The 15,591-nt window shown below is 74.2% G+C and carries 14 protein-coding genes; 5 read left to right on the forward strand and 9 right to left on the reverse strand.

Features of this window, described 5'->3' with window-relative positions; all coding sequences use genetic code 11:
• Positions 1-174: 174 nt before the first annotated feature.
• The 3 genes from WME83_RS31170 to WME83_RS31180 all read right to left on the reverse strand — a co-directional run bounded on the left by WME83_RS31170 (position 175) and on the right by WME83_RS31180 (position 4,904).
• The gene (locus WME83_RS31170; protein WP_437313347.1) at positions 175-1,641 is read right to left on the reverse strand and encodes a PQQ-dependent sugar dehydrogenase; all 1,467 of its coding nucleotides are present in this window, start codon (positions 1,639-1,641) and stop codon (positions 175-177) included.
• A gap of 534 nt (positions 1,642-2,175) precedes the next feature.
• Positions 2,176-3,333 (reverse strand): hypothetical protein, encoded by a 1,158-nt coding sequence (locus WME83_RS31175; protein ID WP_437313348.1) that lies wholly within the window; start codon positions 3,331-3,333, stop codon positions 2,176-2,178.
• 29 nt (positions 3,334-3,362) lie between these two features.
• Complete coding sequence (locus WME83_RS31180; protein WP_437313349.1) at positions 3,363-4,904, reverse strand: serine/threonine-protein kinase; 1,542 nt, start codon at positions 4,902-4,904, stop codon at positions 3,363-3,365.
• Positions 4,905-5,137: 233 nt separating this feature from the next.
• Between WME83_RS31180 and pdxH the strand changes: the two genes are divergently transcribed.
• Positions 5,138-5,755, forward strand: a complete 618-nt coding sequence (gene pdxH / locus WME83_RS31185; protein WP_437322068.1) for a pyridoxamine 5'-phosphate oxidase — start codon at positions 5,138-5,140, stop codon at positions 5,753-5,755.
• A 46-nt stretch (positions 5,756-5,801) separates the two neighbouring features.
• Here pdxH and WME83_RS31190 read toward each other — a convergent pair whose 3' ends face one another.
• On the reverse strand, positions 5,802-6,155 hold the full coding sequence (locus WME83_RS31190) for an HNH endonuclease (protein WP_437313350.1): 354 nt from the start codon (positions 6,153-6,155) through the stop codon (positions 5,802-5,804).
• 179 nt (positions 6,156-6,334) lie between these two features.
• Between WME83_RS31190 and WME83_RS31195 the strand changes: the two genes are divergently transcribed.
• Positions 6,335-6,748, forward strand: coding sequence for a secondary thiamine-phosphate synthase enzyme YjbQ (locus tag WME83_RS31195; protein ID WP_437313351.1), 414 nt, complete (start codon positions 6,335-6,337; stop codon positions 6,746-6,748).
• A gap of 13 nt (positions 6,749-6,761) precedes the next feature.
• Here WME83_RS31195 and WME83_RS31200 read toward each other — a convergent pair whose 3' ends face one another.
• Complete coding sequence (locus WME83_RS31200) at positions 6,762-7,220, reverse strand: globin domain-containing protein (protein ID WP_437313352.1); 459 nt, start codon at positions 7,218-7,220, stop codon at positions 6,762-6,764.
• A gap of 309 nt (positions 7,221-7,529) precedes the next feature.
• On the opposite strand from WME83_RS31200, the gene norR reads away from it, so the two are divergent.
• Positions 7,530-9,146, forward strand: coding sequence for a nitric oxide reductase transcriptional regulator NorR (gene norR, locus WME83_RS31205; RefSeq protein WP_437313353.1), 1,617 nt, complete (start codon positions 7,530-7,532; stop codon positions 9,144-9,146).
• A gap of 34 nt (positions 9,147-9,180) precedes the next feature.
• Here the strand turns inward: norR and thpR are convergent, their stop codons facing one another.
• Together thpR and WME83_RS31215 are read right to left on the reverse strand one after the other, a co-directional pair.
• Complete coding sequence (thpR, locus tag WME83_RS31210) at positions 9,181-9,768, reverse strand: RNA 2',3'-cyclic phosphodiesterase (protein WP_437313354.1); 588 nt, start codon at positions 9,766-9,768, stop codon at positions 9,181-9,183.
• Between the two features lie 17 nt (positions 9,769-9,785).
• The gene (locus WME83_RS31215; RefSeq protein ID WP_437322069.1) at positions 9,786-11,717 is read right to left on the reverse strand and encodes a M2 family metallopeptidase; all 1,932 of its coding nucleotides are present in this window, start codon (positions 11,715-11,717) and stop codon (positions 9,786-9,788) included.
• A 203-nt stretch (positions 11,718-11,920) separates the two neighbouring features.
• Here WME83_RS31215 and WME83_RS31220 point away from each other — a divergent pair, with 203 nt between their 5' ends.
• The gene (locus WME83_RS31220; protein WP_437313355.1) at positions 11,921-12,169 is read left to right on the forward strand and encodes a hypothetical protein; all 249 of its coding nucleotides are present in this window, start codon (positions 11,921-11,923) and stop codon (positions 12,167-12,169) included.
• The gene (locus tag WME83_RS31225; protein WP_437313356.1) at positions 12,162-13,202 is read left to right on the forward strand and encodes a phosphatase domain-containing protein; all 1,041 of its coding nucleotides are present in this window, start codon (positions 12,162-12,164) and stop codon (positions 13,200-13,202) included. The genes WME83_RS31220 and WME83_RS31225 overlap by 8 nt, the downstream gene beginning before the upstream one ends.
• Before the next feature lie 31 nt (positions 13,203-13,233).
• Here the strand turns inward: WME83_RS31225 and WME83_RS31230 are convergent, their stop codons facing one another.
• Together WME83_RS31230 and WME83_RS31235 are read right to left on the reverse strand one after the other, a co-directional pair.
• Positions 13,234-14,064, reverse strand: a complete 831-nt coding sequence (locus tag WME83_RS31230; RefSeq protein ID WP_437313357.1) for a glutathione S-transferase family protein — start codon at positions 14,062-14,064, stop codon at positions 13,234-13,236.
• A 33-nt stretch (positions 14,065-14,097) separates the two neighbouring features.
• Positions 14,098-15,567, reverse strand: coding sequence for an alpha-amylase family glycosyl hydrolase (locus WME83_RS31235; protein WP_437313358.1), 1,470 nt, complete (start codon positions 15,565-15,567; stop codon positions 14,098-14,100).
• Between the last annotated feature and the right edge of the window lie 24 nt (positions 15,568-15,591).

Consider the following 15,591-nt stretch of genomic DNA (forward strand, 5'->3'; position numbering starts at 1 on the left):
TCGGACGCGGCACGACGGCTGCAACGATGGCGGATTGCCGTGAGGGTGGCGCAGCGGGCGCGCATGGGCGGGCGCGCGGAAGCGGGGACGCGCGCCCGGAGGCGGGCGCGCGCTAGAGGCAGGGCACGACGCGAGGCGCCGGAGATCCGGCGCCCGCGGTGTGATCGGGATCGCTCACGTCCCGGGGACGATCTTCACCAGGCTGTTGCGGTTCGCCACGAAGTAGAGCTCGCCGGCGTTGTCCTCGACGATCGCGGTGAGCCCCTCGAAGGTCGGCAGCCCGCCCTGACGCGCGAACGCAGGAGCGTTGGGCGTGTTCGGATCGGGGTTCTTGAGGATGATCGTGAGGGGCGACGTCTTGTCCCCGCACTGGACGAGCGCGCCCATGCGCCCTCCGGTGTAATCGCCGAACAGGTACACGCCCTTGAGCTGAGGCACCTCGGTGCCCCGGTACACGAAGCCGCCGATGACCGACTTGTAATCGCGGAACGGCCCCGTCGCGCTCGCCCTCCGGTCCATGTCGACGATGGGCCGGGTGTGCGTCGAGCCCTCGCGCAGGGTGCGCCCGCGGCAGGTATCCTCGTGGTCGCCCTCGAACTTCGCCCAGCCGAAGTTCAGCCCCGACACGCCCGCGGGGACGTAGTCGACCTCCTCGTACGAGTCCTGGCCGACGTCGCCGATGTAGAGGTCGCCCGTCGCGCGATCGAAGCCGAAGCGATACGGGTTGCGCAGGCCATAATGCCATGTCCGCGCGCCGTCGCCCGGGAAGGGATTGCCGGCCGCGGCGTACGGCTCGGGAGCGTTCGGATCGAGGCGCAGAATCTTGCCGAACGGCGAGTTCGGATCCTGCGGTGCCCCCTGCTTGTCGCTGTTGCAGGAGCCGCCGCCGTCGCCCGTGCCGACGTAGAGCATGCCGTCAGGCCCGAACACGACATGGCCGCCGTTGTGGTTCACCTGCGAGCTGTCGAGCCGCAGGATCGTCTTCGTGGGCGTCGGATCGGCCACGTAGGGATCGCCGGCGGAGCGCTTGAACTCGAGCACCGTATCGCGGTTCATGTTCGTGCCCGTGGTCGGCGTCAGCATGATGTAGAATTTGCCGCTCCTCTCGTAGTCGGGCGGGAACGCGATGCTGATGAGCCCGCGCTCGTCGTCGAAGGCGCCGCTCTGGAGCCGGATCTCGCTGCTCACGTCGAGGAAGACCCCCGGGCGCAGCGCGCCGCCCGAGAACACGCGGATCTGACCGGTCTGCTGCACGAGGTACCAGTCGTCCGAGCCCTTCGGCTGCGCGGCATAAACCAGCTTGTCCAAGTTGGTGACGATGGGAGCGAGCGCCAGCTTCCCGACATCGGGAGCCGCGGTGGCGTCGCACGCCGGCGGCTCGTCGCCGCCCGAGCCGCCCTGTCCCGTCGTGGTGGTCCCGGTCGCCGTCGTCGCGCCGCCGCCCGCGCCGCCGGAGCCGCTCGTCGTCGTCGCAGGCCCAGCGCCCGTCCCGCTCCCAGCCCCCGTTCCCGTCGTGCCGGTGGAGCCCTGGCTCCCCCCCGGGCCGGAGGTCGCGTTGCTGGAGCCCGTGTCCCCCCCGTCATCGCCGCATGCGCCGGTGCCCAGCGCGAGACACGCGCCGCCACCGAGCGTCAAAGCCATCCATAAAGCCAAGGTCGTACGCTGTTTTTTCATGAGGCGCATTCTACATGAGAGGCGCCGTGGCGCACTCATGATCTACTGCCCGGGCGAAAGAGCGTGGCCCGTAGTCCCAGCGGTCATCACCCGCAGGACCGAAGACCGCCGATAAGCCCGCTCGACGGGTCGCCGCCGGGATGAAGTGAAGGGGCGTCGCGCCGATCGATCGGTATCGAACGGCATCGCGCTGCTCATGGGGTCAATCCGCCGTTCAGGCGGAACGCGCCTGACAGGCCGAGGCACTCCGGCAGTGCGACGGCCATCTCTCCAAGGCAGACATTTGAAGCAGAGCGGTACGCGTGAATCCGTTTCTGGTCGAAGCCAGGGCTATATTCCCGCCCACCGCTCTTCTGATCACCGCACGCACGGATCCCGCCGGCGAGGGCCGCCGCCCGGGCTCACCGGCCGTCGTGGGCCACTACGGCTCTCCGTACGTCGGAGCTCAGCGCGGAGACAGACAATTACGAATCTGCCATCTTCGCTCGTCCCGCGCGCCGCTCAGAACGATCCCGCGATCCACGCGCTGCCAGGGCCGAGGCCGACGCGCGCGCGAAAGGGCACGCCGTCCGTCCGCCCGCGCCCGCCCCCGGACGCCGTCGCCGCGTCGGGCGCAGAGGGCGCGGTGATCCAGAGGACCGCCCCGCCGGCCGCGAGCACCGCCCCCGCGATGAACACCACCGTGCCGATGTTGCCCATCCGGACCGCGTCGTCGCGGAGATCGAGCCCCGTCTGGTCGATGCAGCGGCCCTCCTCGTCGCAGTGGCCGCCCTCGATGGACTCGTCGAAGGTCGACTTGGCCACGAAGCCGAGCGCCGTGCCGACGCCGAGCCCGACCACGCCGAGCCCGACCCCCACCATGCCGATCGGCTTGCGGAGGCTCCCGCCCTGCGGCGGAGGCGGCGTGTCCGCCGGCGGACGGGCCGGCGGCGGCGCGACGGTCGCGCCCGGCGCGGCGCTCGAGCGCGCGGCGGGCTCCGGCTCGGGCGCGCGTTCGAGCGCGGGCACGGCGACGCTCACCACGCCCGGCTTGTCGATCGCGACCGTCGTCTCCCACGGCGTGTGCCCGGGCGCCGCGGCGGCGATCCGATGCTCGCCTGGGTCGAGCGGCACCGCCGTCCCCCAGAGCGCCCGCCCCACGGCGACGCCGTCCCGCGTGAGCGAGAGCCCGGAGATCGCCGCCTCCTTCGGGACCACGATCTGCAGCCGCGAGAGGCGCGGCTCGAGCGCGGCGGCCCGGCCGCGCGCCACCCGCTCGCGCTCCGTCTGGCCGGCCGACAGCGCGGCGGCCGCGACGTCGCGGAAGCCGATCCACGCCGTCGCGATCCGGCCGATGCGCTCGTAGCAGTCGGAGAGGTTGAACAGGGTGCCGATGCCCGGATCGATCTGGTGGCTCTCGGCGAGCTTCGGGCAGGCCTCGGCGTGCTTGCCCGCCGCCATCAGCGCGCGCCCCTCGTCGAACAGCGCGACCGCGGCGGCGCGCTCCTCCCGGGTGGGCTCCGCGGCGCGCGCGGCCGGCGCGAGCGCCGTGAGCGCAGAGAGCGCCGACAGGAGCGCGAGCGCGCGGAGGCGCGCGCCCCCGGTCCGCGGCGCGCTGGAGGCCGCCGCACGGCAGCCGGCCTCGGGACAGGTGCTCGGGGGACGACGATGGCAGAGCAAGACGGGACCTCTCCTGGGCGCACGCGATCTCATCGCGGATCGGAAAACAGATCGTCCGGGCGGGACGGCGCGGGCCGAGGCGACGGCGAAGGCCGCCCGGGCGGCCGCGTCGCCTTCGCCGATGCGCTCGGCTTCGGCGCAACGGCCGCGCTCGCCGCCGGCCGCGCCGTCCCGAGGGCGCTGACGGTCACGGTCGCGCTTGCCCCGGGCAGCAGCGCGGCGCCGCCGTCGGGGAACTCGGCGAGCCCGGCGGCCGCGGGCTCCGTCGCGGGCTCCGCCGGGGCGCCCGGCGACGATGCCTCCGGCGCCGACGAGGCCGTCGGCGCGCCGGGCGCGGCGTCCGGCGGAGCGCGGAGTGCGAACACCCATGCGAGCCCGGCGCCGCCCAGGAGCGCCGCGGCGATGGCCGCCGCGATCCCGAGGGCGCGCGCCCCGGCGCGGCCGCTGCCCGGCGAGGCGCGCGTACCGCCCCAGGAGCGATCCGTGGCCGCGCCGTCCGTCAGGAGCGCCGTGGGCGCGCCCCACGCCGAGCCGGCCGGCACGCCCCGGCCGCCGGAGCTGCCGCCGGGCGGCGGCGGCGCGCTGGCGGGCCCGGGCGCCGTGGAGAGGGGGCGCCGCCCGAGCTCGCGGCCCCCCTCCCCGATCGCGTCGAGGCGGACCCGCAGCACGCGGGCCGCGCGCTCGGCGAGGTGCTGCGCGTGGGGCGGCGCGAACGGGGCCAGCTCGGCGGCGAGCTCGGCGATGTTGCCGAACCGATCGGCGGGGTTCCGCTGGAGGCAGCGCTGCACCGCGCGCTCGAGGCGCTCGGGCACGTCGGCGCGCAGCCCGCGGAGCCGCGGCGGCCCCTCCAGGATGCGGTCGTAGATCTGCATCACGGAGTCGCCCCCGAAGGGTATGGCGCCCGTGAGCAGCTGGTAGAGGATCGCGCCCATCGACCAGACGTCGGCGCGCGCGTCGACGCTCTTCGAGGAGACCATCTGCTCGGGCGCCATGTAGAGCGGCGAGCCCAGCATCGCCGAGCTCTCGGTCATGTCGTGCGCCTTGGGCGCGGCGCTCTCCGCGGCGAGCGCCATCTTGGAGATGCCGAAGTCGATGACCTTGATGAGCGGGCTGCCGTCGGCCCGCTGGCTGAGGAACAGATTGCCCGGCTTCAGATCCCGATGGATGATGCCGAGCGCGTGCGCCTCCGCCAGCGCCTCGCACGCCTGCAGCAGGTAGTCGCACGCGAGCTCGACCGAGAGCGGACCGCGATCGCGCAGGAGGGCCTTGAGGTCGGTCCCCTCGAGGTACTCCATCACGAGGTAGGGCTCGCCCCGCGCGAGCGTGCCGACGTCGAACACGCGCGTCACGTGCTCGCTCCGGATGCGCGCCGCGGCCTGCCCCTCGCGCAGGAAGCGGGCCACGAGATCGGCGCGCTCGCGGGCCTGGGGCAGCAGGAACTTGATGGCCACCCGCTCGCCGAGCAGGCGGTGGCGGGCGGCGACCACCACGCCCATCCCGCCCTCGCCGAGGACGCGCTCGACCTCGTATTTGTCCGCGAGGACGTCCCCCACGTTGACCGGTGCGACCATGCACGCCCTCGCTCTGGATCTCCGCTAGTATCAAAACGCCGAGTGCGCGACAACGCGGGCCTTCCCGGAAAGGATGGCCGCCGCGCCCTCACGCCGCGCGTCCTCATCCCCCCCGCGCGCGCCTCGTCGCCTCGACGCGCTGGCAGCGGCGTCGCCGGCGCGCGCGGCGATCACCCCGAAGCGGCGCGGCCGCGCGGCCGAAACTGGCCGTTCGAGTTCGCCACGCGCGCTCGCTGCTTGTATATCAATGCCGCAATTTCACCATGACGAACGAGCCGACCGATCCCTTCGTCCTCGCGCGCGAGCTCCTCGAGCAGCGGCAAACCACCGAACCGACCGACGCGACGGCCATGACGCTGGCCACCGCGGACGCGTCCGGGCGCCCTTCGGCGCGGATGGTGCTGCTGAAGGGCATCGACGATCGCGGGTTCGTGTTCTTCACCAACTACGAGAGCCGCAAGTCGATGGAGATCGCGGCAAACCCGTTCGCCGCGCTGTGCATCCACTGGGCCAAGGCGGCCGAGCAGGTCCGCGTCGAGGGCCGCATCGAGCGGGTCAGCGACGCGGAGTCGGACGCCTACTTCGAGACCCGCCCGCGGGGCAGCCAGATCGGCGCCTGGGCGTCGCGGCAGAGCGCGCCGCTGCCCTCCCGGGAGGCGCTCCTCGAGCGGGTGCGCGAGATCGAGGCCCGCTTCGAGGGAGGGCCCGTGCCCCGGCCGCCGTTCTGGGGGGGCTACCGCGTGGTGCCGGAGCGGATCGAGTTCTGGCGCGGCCAGGAGAGCCGCCTGCACGACCGCGTGGTCTACCTCCGCGACGGCGACGGCTGGCGCGTCGAGCGCCTCTACCCCTGAGCTCCGCGCGGCGAGCGCCCTGCCCCCCGCGCCCGGGGTCGCCGCGCTACGTCCCGGCGCCGCGGAGGCGGCTCGCCTTGCGCTCCCGGAGCCGCTCGATGACCGCGAGGAGCTTCGGGTCGTCGCGGCGCCGCACGTCGAGCCGCATTCCCTTCAGCGCATTGCACCGGCCGCACGCGAGCGCCAGGTTGTCGAGCGCGTCCGTCCCGCCGTGCGTGCGCGGGACGATGTGCTCGATCGTCGCGCGCTGGATCGGCTCGCCGTCGAGGCCGACGACGACGTGCGACAGGCAATGGATGCACTTGCCAACCCACGCCGGTTGGCCGCGGATCTCCGTGCGCTCGAACGTGGCGTCGGTCGCCACGATGTCGAGGATCAACCGTCGCCGCGCGGCCTTCACGGCGCTCGAGCGTAGCCCCTCGGCGCGGGGCCCGCACGCGGTTCGCGCCGCGCCGGAAGGTGGGCTATGCAGCCCCGGAGCCGGCGCGCGCCCGCGGCGACAGGCGGCGCGGTCGCGTGGCCGCGCGGTCGTTGATTGCGCGCTCCGTCACGCCCCGTGACGCGCGCGCGGGAGGAGCCATGAAGTCGAAGACCGAGTATTTCTACTTCGAGACGAAGGCCAAGCGCGAGCTCATCAACGTCACCGATCGCGTCGCGGCCGTCGTCGCCGCGAGCGGCATCCGGGAGGGCATGGTCCTCGTGAGCGCCATGCACATCACCGCCGGCGTGTTCGTGAACGACCACGAGCCGGGCCTCTGGGAGGACATCTGGGCCTGGCTCCAGCAGCTCGCCCCCGAGGGGCCCGACTACCACCACCACCGGACCGGCGAGGACAACGGCGACGCCCACCTCAAATCGATCCTCGTGCACCACCAGGTGATCGTGCCCATCACCGCGGGGAAGCTCGATCTCGGGCCCTGGCAGCAGATCTTCTACGCCGAGTTCGACGGCAAGCGGCGCAAGCGCGTCGTGGTCAAGGCGATGGGCGAGTGACGCGCCCGGCGCTCTAGCCGCCGGCCTGCGCCGCGGGCGCCTGCGCCTCGGGCCGGCCGGCGCAGTACGCCCGCGCTCCGCGCTGCATGAGCGAGGCGATGGCGCCGAGCGCGTCCGACCAGGCCTCCCGGTGCGCGGGGGTCCAGTCGTCGGCGGCGACCTCGGCCATCGCGGAGATCAGGGCGTCGGCGACCCAGGGATACATCGCGTCCGTGACGCCGTAGTCGACGTGCTTGGCCCCCATCGCCATGAGCTTCTCCTCGAGCCACGACGCGTCCTCCAGCCGGTCGATGACCGCGACGAGCGCCTCGGCGAGCATCTTCTCCTGGTGCTCCCCGCTGTTGCGGCCGAAGAGCGGCTTCACCTGCGGATATCGCGAGAACAGGATGCCGTAGAAGCGGTGTGTGAGGTTGGGCTCCCTCTCGATCACCAGCTCGAAGCTCTCCCGCAGCAGACCCACGTTCAATCCCATGACAAACCTCCGAGCCCGGGCGCCGTGCCCGCGCGCCAGTCGCCTTCGCCGTCGAGCTCCCCCGCCGGCGCCCAGGGAATCGCACGGGCCATGCCAGCCGCGTTTCTCCGGCCGATCGCGCCGATCCCGCCGGCTCGGCGCGCGCCGCGGGCCGCGGCGGTTTCCTCCAGGAAACCGGGCGCCCGATCGCGCGCAGCGGCGCTGGCGGCGAGAGGCCCTGCGCCGCTTGCCCCGCCGGTCCCCTCGGTGTTTCCTGCGGTGGTTTCCGGAAGGAAACCGCCGCCGCACCTGTCTCCTCGAGGAACCCGCGTGACGCTGCTCGACGCCGTGCTCAGCCTGTCCGAAGCGCCCGAAAGCGGCGAGGCGCTGCAGCGGATCCTGCGCGCCCTGGCGCAGGTGACGGCGGCGGACGCGCTCTCGGTGCTCGCGGCCGCCGAGGACGGCTCGGTCGGCGTCGCCGCGCAGATCGGGCTGTCGCCGGCCGCCCTGGGGCTCAGCTTCCGCCCCGCGGAGCACCCGCGGCTCCGCAGGGCGACGCTCGCGGCCGGGCCGATCCGGTTCCTCGACCCGAGCGAGCCCGACCCCTACAGCGGCTGGCTGCTCGGCAACGCCGGCGAGATCCACCCGATCCACGCCTGCATGGCCGTCCCGCTCCGCGTGCAGGGCCGCCTCGCCGGGCTGCTCACGCTCGACGCCTGCGATCCCCAGGGCCTCCGCGATCTGCGCGACGAGGACGCGCGCGTGTTCGCGGCGCTCTGCGCCGGCGCGCTGCGGCTCGACGCCGGCCCCGCGCGGGTCCTCGACCCCGAGGCGCGCAGGGCGCCCGGCGGCCCGGCGCTGCCCGGCCGGTCGGCCGCGATGCAGCGGATCGAGCGCGAGATCGCGATGCTCGCCCCGCTGTCCGTGCCGGTGCTCGTCACGGGCGAGACGGGCGTCGGCAAGGAGCGCGTCGCGCGCGCGCTGCACGAGCGGTCGCCCCGGGCGAGCCGGCCGCTCGTGATCGTCAACTGCGCGGCGATCCCGGCGCAGCTCGTCGAGTCGGAGCTCTTCGGCCACAGGAAGGGCGCGTTCACCGGCGCCACCGCGGCGCGCGCCGGCAGGTTCGAGGCGGCGCGCGGCGGGACGATCTTCCTCGACGAGATCGGCGAGCTCCCGCTCTCGGCCCAGGCGCAGCTGCTGCGCGCGCTGCAGGAGGGGGAGATCCAGCCCGTCGGCGAGGATCGGCCGCGCCGCGTCGAGGCGCGGGTCGTCGCCGCCACGAACCGCGACCTCCGGCGGGAGGTCGCGGAGGGGCGCTTCCGCGCCGACCTGTTCCACCGGCTCTGGGTCTACCCGATCTGCGTGCCGCCCCTGCGCGAGCGGCGCGAGGACATCCCGGCGCTCTGCGAGCGCTTCGCCGCCGAGGTCGCGGCCGAGCTCGGCGCCGAGCGCGTGGACTTCACCGAGGCGGCGCTGCGCGCGCTCGCGCAGGGCGCCTTCCCGGGCAACGTCCGCGAGCTGAAGAACACCGTGGAGCGCGCCGCGCTGCGCCGGACGCTCGCGGAGGGCAACGGCGCCGCGGGCCGGCGGCTCGTGGTGCGGCGCGAGGACGTCGATCCCGCCGAGACGACCGCCTCCGGCGCGCCGGAGCGGTCCGGCGCGCCGCGGGTCGAGGCCGCCGGGGAGCGGCTGCTGCTCGGGGGCGCGCCGCGGGTCGAGGCCGCCGGGGAGCGGCTGCTGCTCGGGGGCGCGCCGGCCGAGGAGCCCGTCGAGACGCTGGCCGAGACGCTGGAGCGCACGCGCCGCGAGGCGTTCGCGCGCGCCTTCCGCGCCGCCGGCGGGAACGCGGCGACGGCGGGCCGGCTGCTCGGGCTGAGCCGATCGTTCGCCTACAAGGAGGCGGTGCGCCTCGGGCTCATCCCCGCGCCCGGGCCGCGCAAGCGCTGAAGCGCTCCCGCCCTCGCGCCCGGGCGGGCGGCGCTCAGCGCCCCTGCTCCGGGGCGCCGATCCCCTCGAGCGGGACGCGGGCGAGCGCGGTGTAGCGCGCGCCCTTCGGGGTCATCTCGCTCTGGTAGACGACGATCTCCTCGACGCGCGTCTCGCCGAAGTCGACGTTGCCGATCGCCTGAGCGCACGCGTCGAGCGCCGGATCGCCGCGCGGGTCGCGCGAGCGGGCGAGGGTGAGGTGCGGCTCGAACGGCCGGTCCTCCGGCACGTAGCCCGTCGAGAGCGAGAGCGTCTGCTCGAGATCGCGGTGGATCGCGGTGAGGGCGCCGACCGCGCCGCCCACGCCGAGCCAGAGCACGCGCGGGCGGCGCCGCGTGCCGAACGCGCCGCCCTTCTCGATGCGCAGCGTGAGCGGCCTGTGGAAGGCGGCGACGCTCCCGGCCGCCGCGATGACGAGCGGCAGGCGCTCCTCTCCGATCTCGCCCATGAAGGCGAGCGTGATATGCAGCCCGGCAGGCTCCACCCACTTGGCGGACGGAGCCCGGGGCGAGATCTCCCTGAGGAGCTCTCCGACCTTGGCGAGGAGCTCGGCTCCCGGATCAACGGCGACGAAGACGCGCACAGCTCACCTACGCTCGATTACCACCCACAGACTTCACCCTTGTTCTGCTCCTTGAGCCACCTCCGGAGCGGCTCGAAGTACTCCAGCATCGCGCTCGGATCGGCCTCGGTCTCCCCCGTCATCGCCTTCATCGCCTCCTGCCACGACCGGCTCGCGCCGAGCGACAGCATGGCGCGCAGCTTCTCGCCCGCGGCCGCGCTGCCGTAGATCGAGCACGCGTGAAGCGGCCCCGTGTGCCCGGCCGCCTTGCAGAGCGCGCGGTGGAACTGGAACTGGTAGATGTGCGCGAGGAAATACCGCGTATACGGGACGTTCGCCGGGACGTGGAACTTCGCCCCCGGGTCGAAGTCGGCCTCGCTGCGCGGCACGGGCGGCGCGACGCCCTGGTACTTGAGCCGGAGCGCCCACCACGCCTTGTTGTAGTCGGCCGGCTTCGTCTTGCCCGAGAAGACGTCCCACCGCCACTGATCGATGAGCTTGCCGAACGGGAGGAACGCGACCTTGTCGAGCGCCGTCTTCAACAGGAAGTTGATGAGCCCCTTCTCGTCCTCAGGCACCCTGTCGACGAGCCCCAGCGTCTTCAGATAGCTCGGCGTCACGGAGAGGGCCAGCGTGTCCCCGATCCCCTCGTGGAAGCCGTCGTTGGCGCCCTCCTGGAACAGAATCGGCAGCTTGTAGTACTGGTTATAGTAATAGATGTGTCCGAGCTCGTGGTGGATCGTGATGAGATCCTCCTCGTTCGGCCGGATGCACATCTTGATGCGGAGGTCGTTCCTGTAGCCGACGTCCCAGGCGCTCGCGTGGCAGACGACCTCGCGGTCGGTGGGCTTCTTGAAGAGCGACCGCTCCCAGAACGTGGCCGGCAGCGGGTCGAGCCCGAGCGAGGTGAAGAACCGCTCGCCGAGCGCGACCATCTGCTTCTCGTCGAGCTTCTTCGCCTTGATCTTGCGCGTCACGTCGAGCGACGGCTGGCCCTTGTACGGCTCCATGAGGCCGTAGACATTCGACCACGCCTGGGCCCACATGTTGCCGAGCAGGTGCGCAGGGATCGGGGCCTTGTCGCCGATCCTGTCCTTGCCGTACGTCGCGCGCAGCCGCGCGCGCACGTAGCAGTGCAGCTCGTCGTAGAGCGGCTTCAGCTGACCCCAGAGCCGCTCGGTGTCGGCCTCGAACGCCTCCGGCGGCATGTCGTACCCGGCCCGCCAGAGCGCGCCGAGATCCGTGAAGCCGACCTCCGCGGCCCCCTTGTTGCCGAGGGTGACGAACCGCTCGAACTTCGGCCGGAGCGGCGGCGCGATCGCGTGCCAGCCCGTCCACGCGTCGAGCAGCTCATCCCATTTTCGGCTGGTCATCATGATCTCGGAGAGATCGTCCAGCGCGAGACATTTCTGCGCCGGCGGAGCCCCCGCCGCCGCGGCGGCACTGGCCGGGGCCGGGCGCGCCGCCTTGCCCTTCGGGCAGTACTTGCCCTTGCCGTAAAGGCTCGTCATCTCGACCGCGAGCGCGGCGAGCTCCGCGCGCTCCGCCGGGTCGCTCGGGGCCGGCAGGGTGGTCGAGATCTTGAGGAGCTTCAGCTGGCGGGCGAGATCCGCGGGCAGCGCGAGGCCGTCGAAGCGCCTCGCCGCCTTCATCGTGCGGTTGAGGTACTCCATGCTCGCCTCGTCGGCGGAGGCGGCGAGCGCGTCGGTGTCGTCCGTGAGGAAGGTCTGGTTCACCCACCCCGCGCGCGCGGACTGGAGCCGCAGCCGGCGCAGGTCCCGGTCGACGCCGGCCAGGAAGGCCTGCGCCTCGGCCACGCTGGGCGGCGCCTCCGCCGGGAGGGCGGCCTGGGGCCGGGGGGCCGCGGGCGCCGCCGGGGGCGCGGGCGCCTCCCCGCCGGGGGCCGGCGGCGCGGGCGCCGGCGAGGCGGCGCCGCTGCACGCCGACCCGAGCCCGAGCGCGACGAGCATCAGGGGGCGCAGGATCGGTGTCCGGGCAAGGGCGTAGCGGACCACGCGCCCTTCATACACGCCGGACCGTGCCGAGGGAACCAGGAGCGACGTGCGATCGTCTCGGCTCGGCCCCGCGGCTCGGCCCCCGCGACCAGGACGAACCCCGCCCGCCGTGACGGCTGCCAAGCGGCCGTGAACTGCCGTTACAATGCGGACCCACCATGAGGAATGCGCTCGCGCCCAGGCCCCCGCTCCCGGCAGTCCTCGGCCTCGCCGCCCCCGCCGCCCCGCCCGCCCGCGGGCCCGGCGCGCAACCGAGGGGCGACGGCCCGGCGCAGCGCCCCGCCGCGCCGATCCGCGACGAGGCGGGGGGCGCGGCGCGCTGCGACCTCCCGGGCCGGTGCGGGCGGGTGCCCCACCGCGCGACGCAGGTCACGACCGTGTGCGCACCGGGCGGCGGCCATGAGTGAGCTCGAGAATTTCTCGTTCGTCCTGCCCGGCGAGCTCGCCGGCATGGCGTACCCCCACGCGCCGCGGGCGGTGCAGGAGCTCGTGGAGCTCGGCTTCCGCAGCATGGTGTCGCTCTCGCGGCGGGCCCCTTCGCCGCACGCGCTCGGCTCGCTCGTCCACCTGCACTGCCCGCTCGCGGACTTCACGCGCATCCCGAGCGTCGACCTCCTGCGCGCCGTGGCGTTCCTCGAACGGGCGCCGCGGCCCGCCGTCGTGCACGGCGAGGGCGGCATCGGGCGCACCGGCGTGGTGCTCGCCTGCCGCCTCGTGGCGCTGGGCCGGTCGTCGACCGAGGCCATCCACGAGGTGCGGCGGGCGCGGCCCGGCTCGATCGACGACCCCGAGCTCGAGGCGTCCGTCGAGGAGTTCGAGCTCTTCTACCGGAGCGGGCGCGAGACGTCGACGTCGGCCCCCTTCAACTTCGCGCCCGCGTCGTCGCTCGACCGGGTCGTGCACGGCGCGGAGCGCCCCGGCTTCGGGATGGCGCTCTGGTCGGCCTCCGGGATCCGCTCGTCCGTGGTCGCGCCGCCGGGCGCCGCGCAGCACCCCGATCCGAGCGACGCCCCCGTCGAGGCGTGGCTCGGCTTCATGGCGCGGCAGGGCATGCGCGAGGTGCTCTGCCTGCTCGACGAGGGGGAGCTGGCGCTCCATCGGGTCCCGCTCCTCGGCCGCTACCAGCGCGAGTTCCTCCGGGTGACGCACGTGCCGCTCGAGGGCGGGGCGATCCCCTCGCCCGACGCCCTGGAGCGCGCGCTCGCCGCGCTGCGGCGCGCGGAGGCCGGCGGCGCGCCCATCGTCGTGCACTGCGCGTCCGGCGCGGGCCGCGCGGCCGTCGTGCTGGCGGCGTGGCTGCGCGCCCGGCACGGCCTCGCCCCGGACGCGGCGATCGGGGTGATCCGGGATCACGCGCGGCACTTCGGCGCGCGCCGCGAGCCGCTGAAGGCGGGGCCGGCGGTGCGGGATCTGCTCGCGAGCGTGCCGGCGCGCGGCTGAGCGCGCGGCGACCGTCAGCGCGCGCCGAGCGTCACCCGCCGGCGGGGGGACCGGCCTTCCGGTGCCGCTGCTCGCGGTAGAGGCGCTGGACGAAGGCGCCGGCCGGCTCGGCGCGGAGCGCCTCGATGAGCTCGCGGAGGACGGCCGGCAGCCCGGCGAACGGGAAGGGCACCGGGTGGCGCTCGGGCACGATCAGCGGCGCGGCGAGCGCGGCGAACGTGAGATCGGCGGCCGAGAACCGATCGCCGACGAGGAACGGGCGCCCGTCGCGCAGGCGCTCGTTCACCGCGTCGAAGACCGCGCGGAGCTTGCCCCGCGAGCGCTCGGCGCCGGCGGCGTCGATGCGCATGGCGCGCTTCATGACCGCCCGCGCGATCGGGTAGTAAGCGCGGAAGACGCCGCGCCCGAACCACCAGGGCGGCGCCGCGCCGGCGCCCTCGAGCGAGCGGAACGACCCGCCCATCAGGTCGAACGCGCCCTCCTCGTCGGGTAGGAGGTGAAAGTACGCGACGCGGCGGCTCGCGGGGCCGAGCTCGCGATCGAAGCGCGCCTCGAGCGCCTCGATGTCGTCGCGGCGCGCGCCGGGCTCGCCGGAGAAGAGCGCGTGCTCCGACGGGACGAACGCGTCGGCGTAGCGCAGGATGTCGGTGGAGTCGGAGACCGCGCCCGCCCGCGTGACGAGCACCGGCACGGAGCGGCGCCCGCCGGCGCGCAGCGACGGGAGCGCGTGGGCGAGCGGGAGGTAGGCGTCCTCCCGGTACGGCACGCCGGCGCGATCGAGCGCCCACCGCGCCTTCTCGCAGTAGTGGCTCCAGGGAATGGTGATGAGGCGAAGGGGCACGCCCACGCCGGGATCAGACATGGGGACCTCCCAGGGCTCGGGCCCGCGCTCGCCTCAGCGCCGGATCTCGAAGAGGTGGATGCCGTACGCGGGGAGCTCGACGCCGAGGCCGCGCGACAGATCGACGAGCTCGTCGCCGTCGCGCGGGTGCTCGTTGCCGGTCATGAGGTCGGCGAGCAGCACCTTGCGGCCGGCGACGCCGGCGACGTCGAGCGGGATGCGGCAGCCGCCGCGCGACGGGGCGAAGTTGACCACCGCCACGAGCGGCGCCGCGCTGCGGGGCGCGCCGCAGGCCGGGAGCGGCTCCCACCGGTAGGCGACGAACGCGTCGGCGCCCGGGCCGCGCGGGGTGAGCGTGGCGAAGCTGCCGGTGCGCAGGATGGGGCGGCGCACCGCGCCGAGCAGCCGCTCGTGGAACGCGAGGCACGCCTGGTCGACCGGCTCCTCGGGGGCGCGGGCGAGGTGCAGCGAGGCGCGCACCGTCCGCCCCTCGAGCTGGCCGTGGTGGATGAACCGCATGCCGGGCACCGTCGCCGCGATGAACTCCGCGGCCCGGCGCCGGTCCGGCGGGAGCACGGCCGCGATGCGCGGCTCGTCGTGGTGCTCGATGAAGCGGACGCTCCGGCGCTGGTAGTCGGGCGTGGCCGCGAGGTGGCCGCGGACCGAGGACGCCGAGGCGTGGCTCAGCCGATCGTAAAGGCTCTTGTCGAAGGTGTAGTCGAACCCGAGCATCTGCAGGCGCCACTCGAGATCCCAGAACGCCTCGCCGATGAAGACGAAGCTCGGGTGGTCGCGGCGCACGGCGTCGATGGCCTCGGCCCAGAACTCGCCGGTGGCCTCGGCCTTTCGCGCCGCGGGCGGCCGCTTGGACCACGTGTGCCGGAAGACGTCGTCGAGCACGAGCATGGCCATGTCGCAGCGGACGCCGTCGCAGCGCGACGCGACGCTGCGGAGCGCCTCGGTGGACGCGGCGCGCGTCGCCGCGAGGCGGTAGTCGAGCTGGGCCGTGTCGGGCCACGGCGGGATGTAGGGGTCGCGCCCGCTGAGCGGGGCGCCGTCGTCGCCGACGATGAAGCACTCGGGCTTCTCCTTCACCCAGTGGTGGTCGCGCGCGACGTGGTTGGGGACGTAGTCGAGGATGAGCCCGATGCCGCGCGCCGCGAGGCGCCGGCGCAGATCCGCGAGCCCGGCGTCGCCGCCGAACGCGGGGTTCACCTCGTACCGCGCGACGGCGAACGGGGAGCCGACCACGTCGGCCTCGGTCCAGTCCGGCAGCACCCGGTCGTACTCGGCGCGCAGGTCGGGGTGCGCGAGCGAGAGGCGCTGGCCCTCCTGGCCGAGCGTCCAGACGCCCATCAGGTACACGTAGTCGACGCCGAGCGCGGCGAGCCGGTCGAGCGCCGCGTCGGGCACGCTGGCGAGCGTCACCCTGGCCTTGGCGGCGCGCGAGAGCTCATGGAGCCAGACGCGCACGAAGATCGCGTACAGCAGAGGGTGCTGGTGGGCAGGGACTAGGGAGCTCATCGATTGGATTGGGGACGGCGGGCC

Source organism: Sorangium sp. So ce385 (genome assembly GCF_051474135.1).
Classification (GTDB): domain Bacteria; phylum Myxococcota_A; class Polyangia; order Polyangiales; family Polyangiaceae; genus Sorangium; species Sorangium cellulosum_D.

Bases quoted from the DNA above. Each gene is read 5' to 3' on its own strand.
- WME83_RS31180 (WP_437313349.1), bottom strand. From the start codon at position 4,904: ATGGTCGCACCGGTCAACGTGGGGGACGTCCTCGCGGACAAATACGAG.
- WME83_RS31195 (WP_437313351.1), top strand. From the start codon at position 6,335: ATGAAGTCGAAGACCGAGTATTTCTACTTCGAGACGAAGGCCAAGCGC.
- WME83_RS31170 (WP_437313347.1), bottom strand. From the start codon at position 1,641: ATGGCTTTGACGCTCGGTGGCGGCGCGTGTCTCGCGCTGGGCACCGGC.
- WME83_RS31235 (WP_437313358.1), bottom strand. From the start codon at position 15,567: ATGAGCTCCCTAGTCCCTGCCCACCAGCACCCTCTGCTGTACGCGATC.
- WME83_RS31225 (WP_437313356.1), top strand. From the start codon at position 12,162: ATGAGTGAGCTCGAGAATTTCTCGTTCGTCCTGCCCGGCGAGCTCGCC.
- WME83_RS31200 (WP_437313352.1), bottom strand. From the start codon at position 7,220: ATGGGATTGAACGTGGGTCTGCTGCGGGAGAGCTTCGAGCTGGTGATC.
- WME83_RS31230 (WP_437313357.1), bottom strand. From the start codon at position 14,064: ATGTCTGATCCCGGCGTGGGCGTGCCCCTTCGCCTCATCACCATTCCC.
- WME83_RS31220 (WP_437313355.1), top strand. From the start codon at position 11,921: ATGAGGAATGCGCTCGCGCCCAGGCCCCCGCTCCCGGCAGTCCTCGGC.
- WME83_RS31215 (WP_437322069.1), bottom strand. From the start codon at position 11,717: ATGCTCGTCGCGCTCGGGCTCGGGTCGGCGTGCAGCGGCGCCGCCTCG.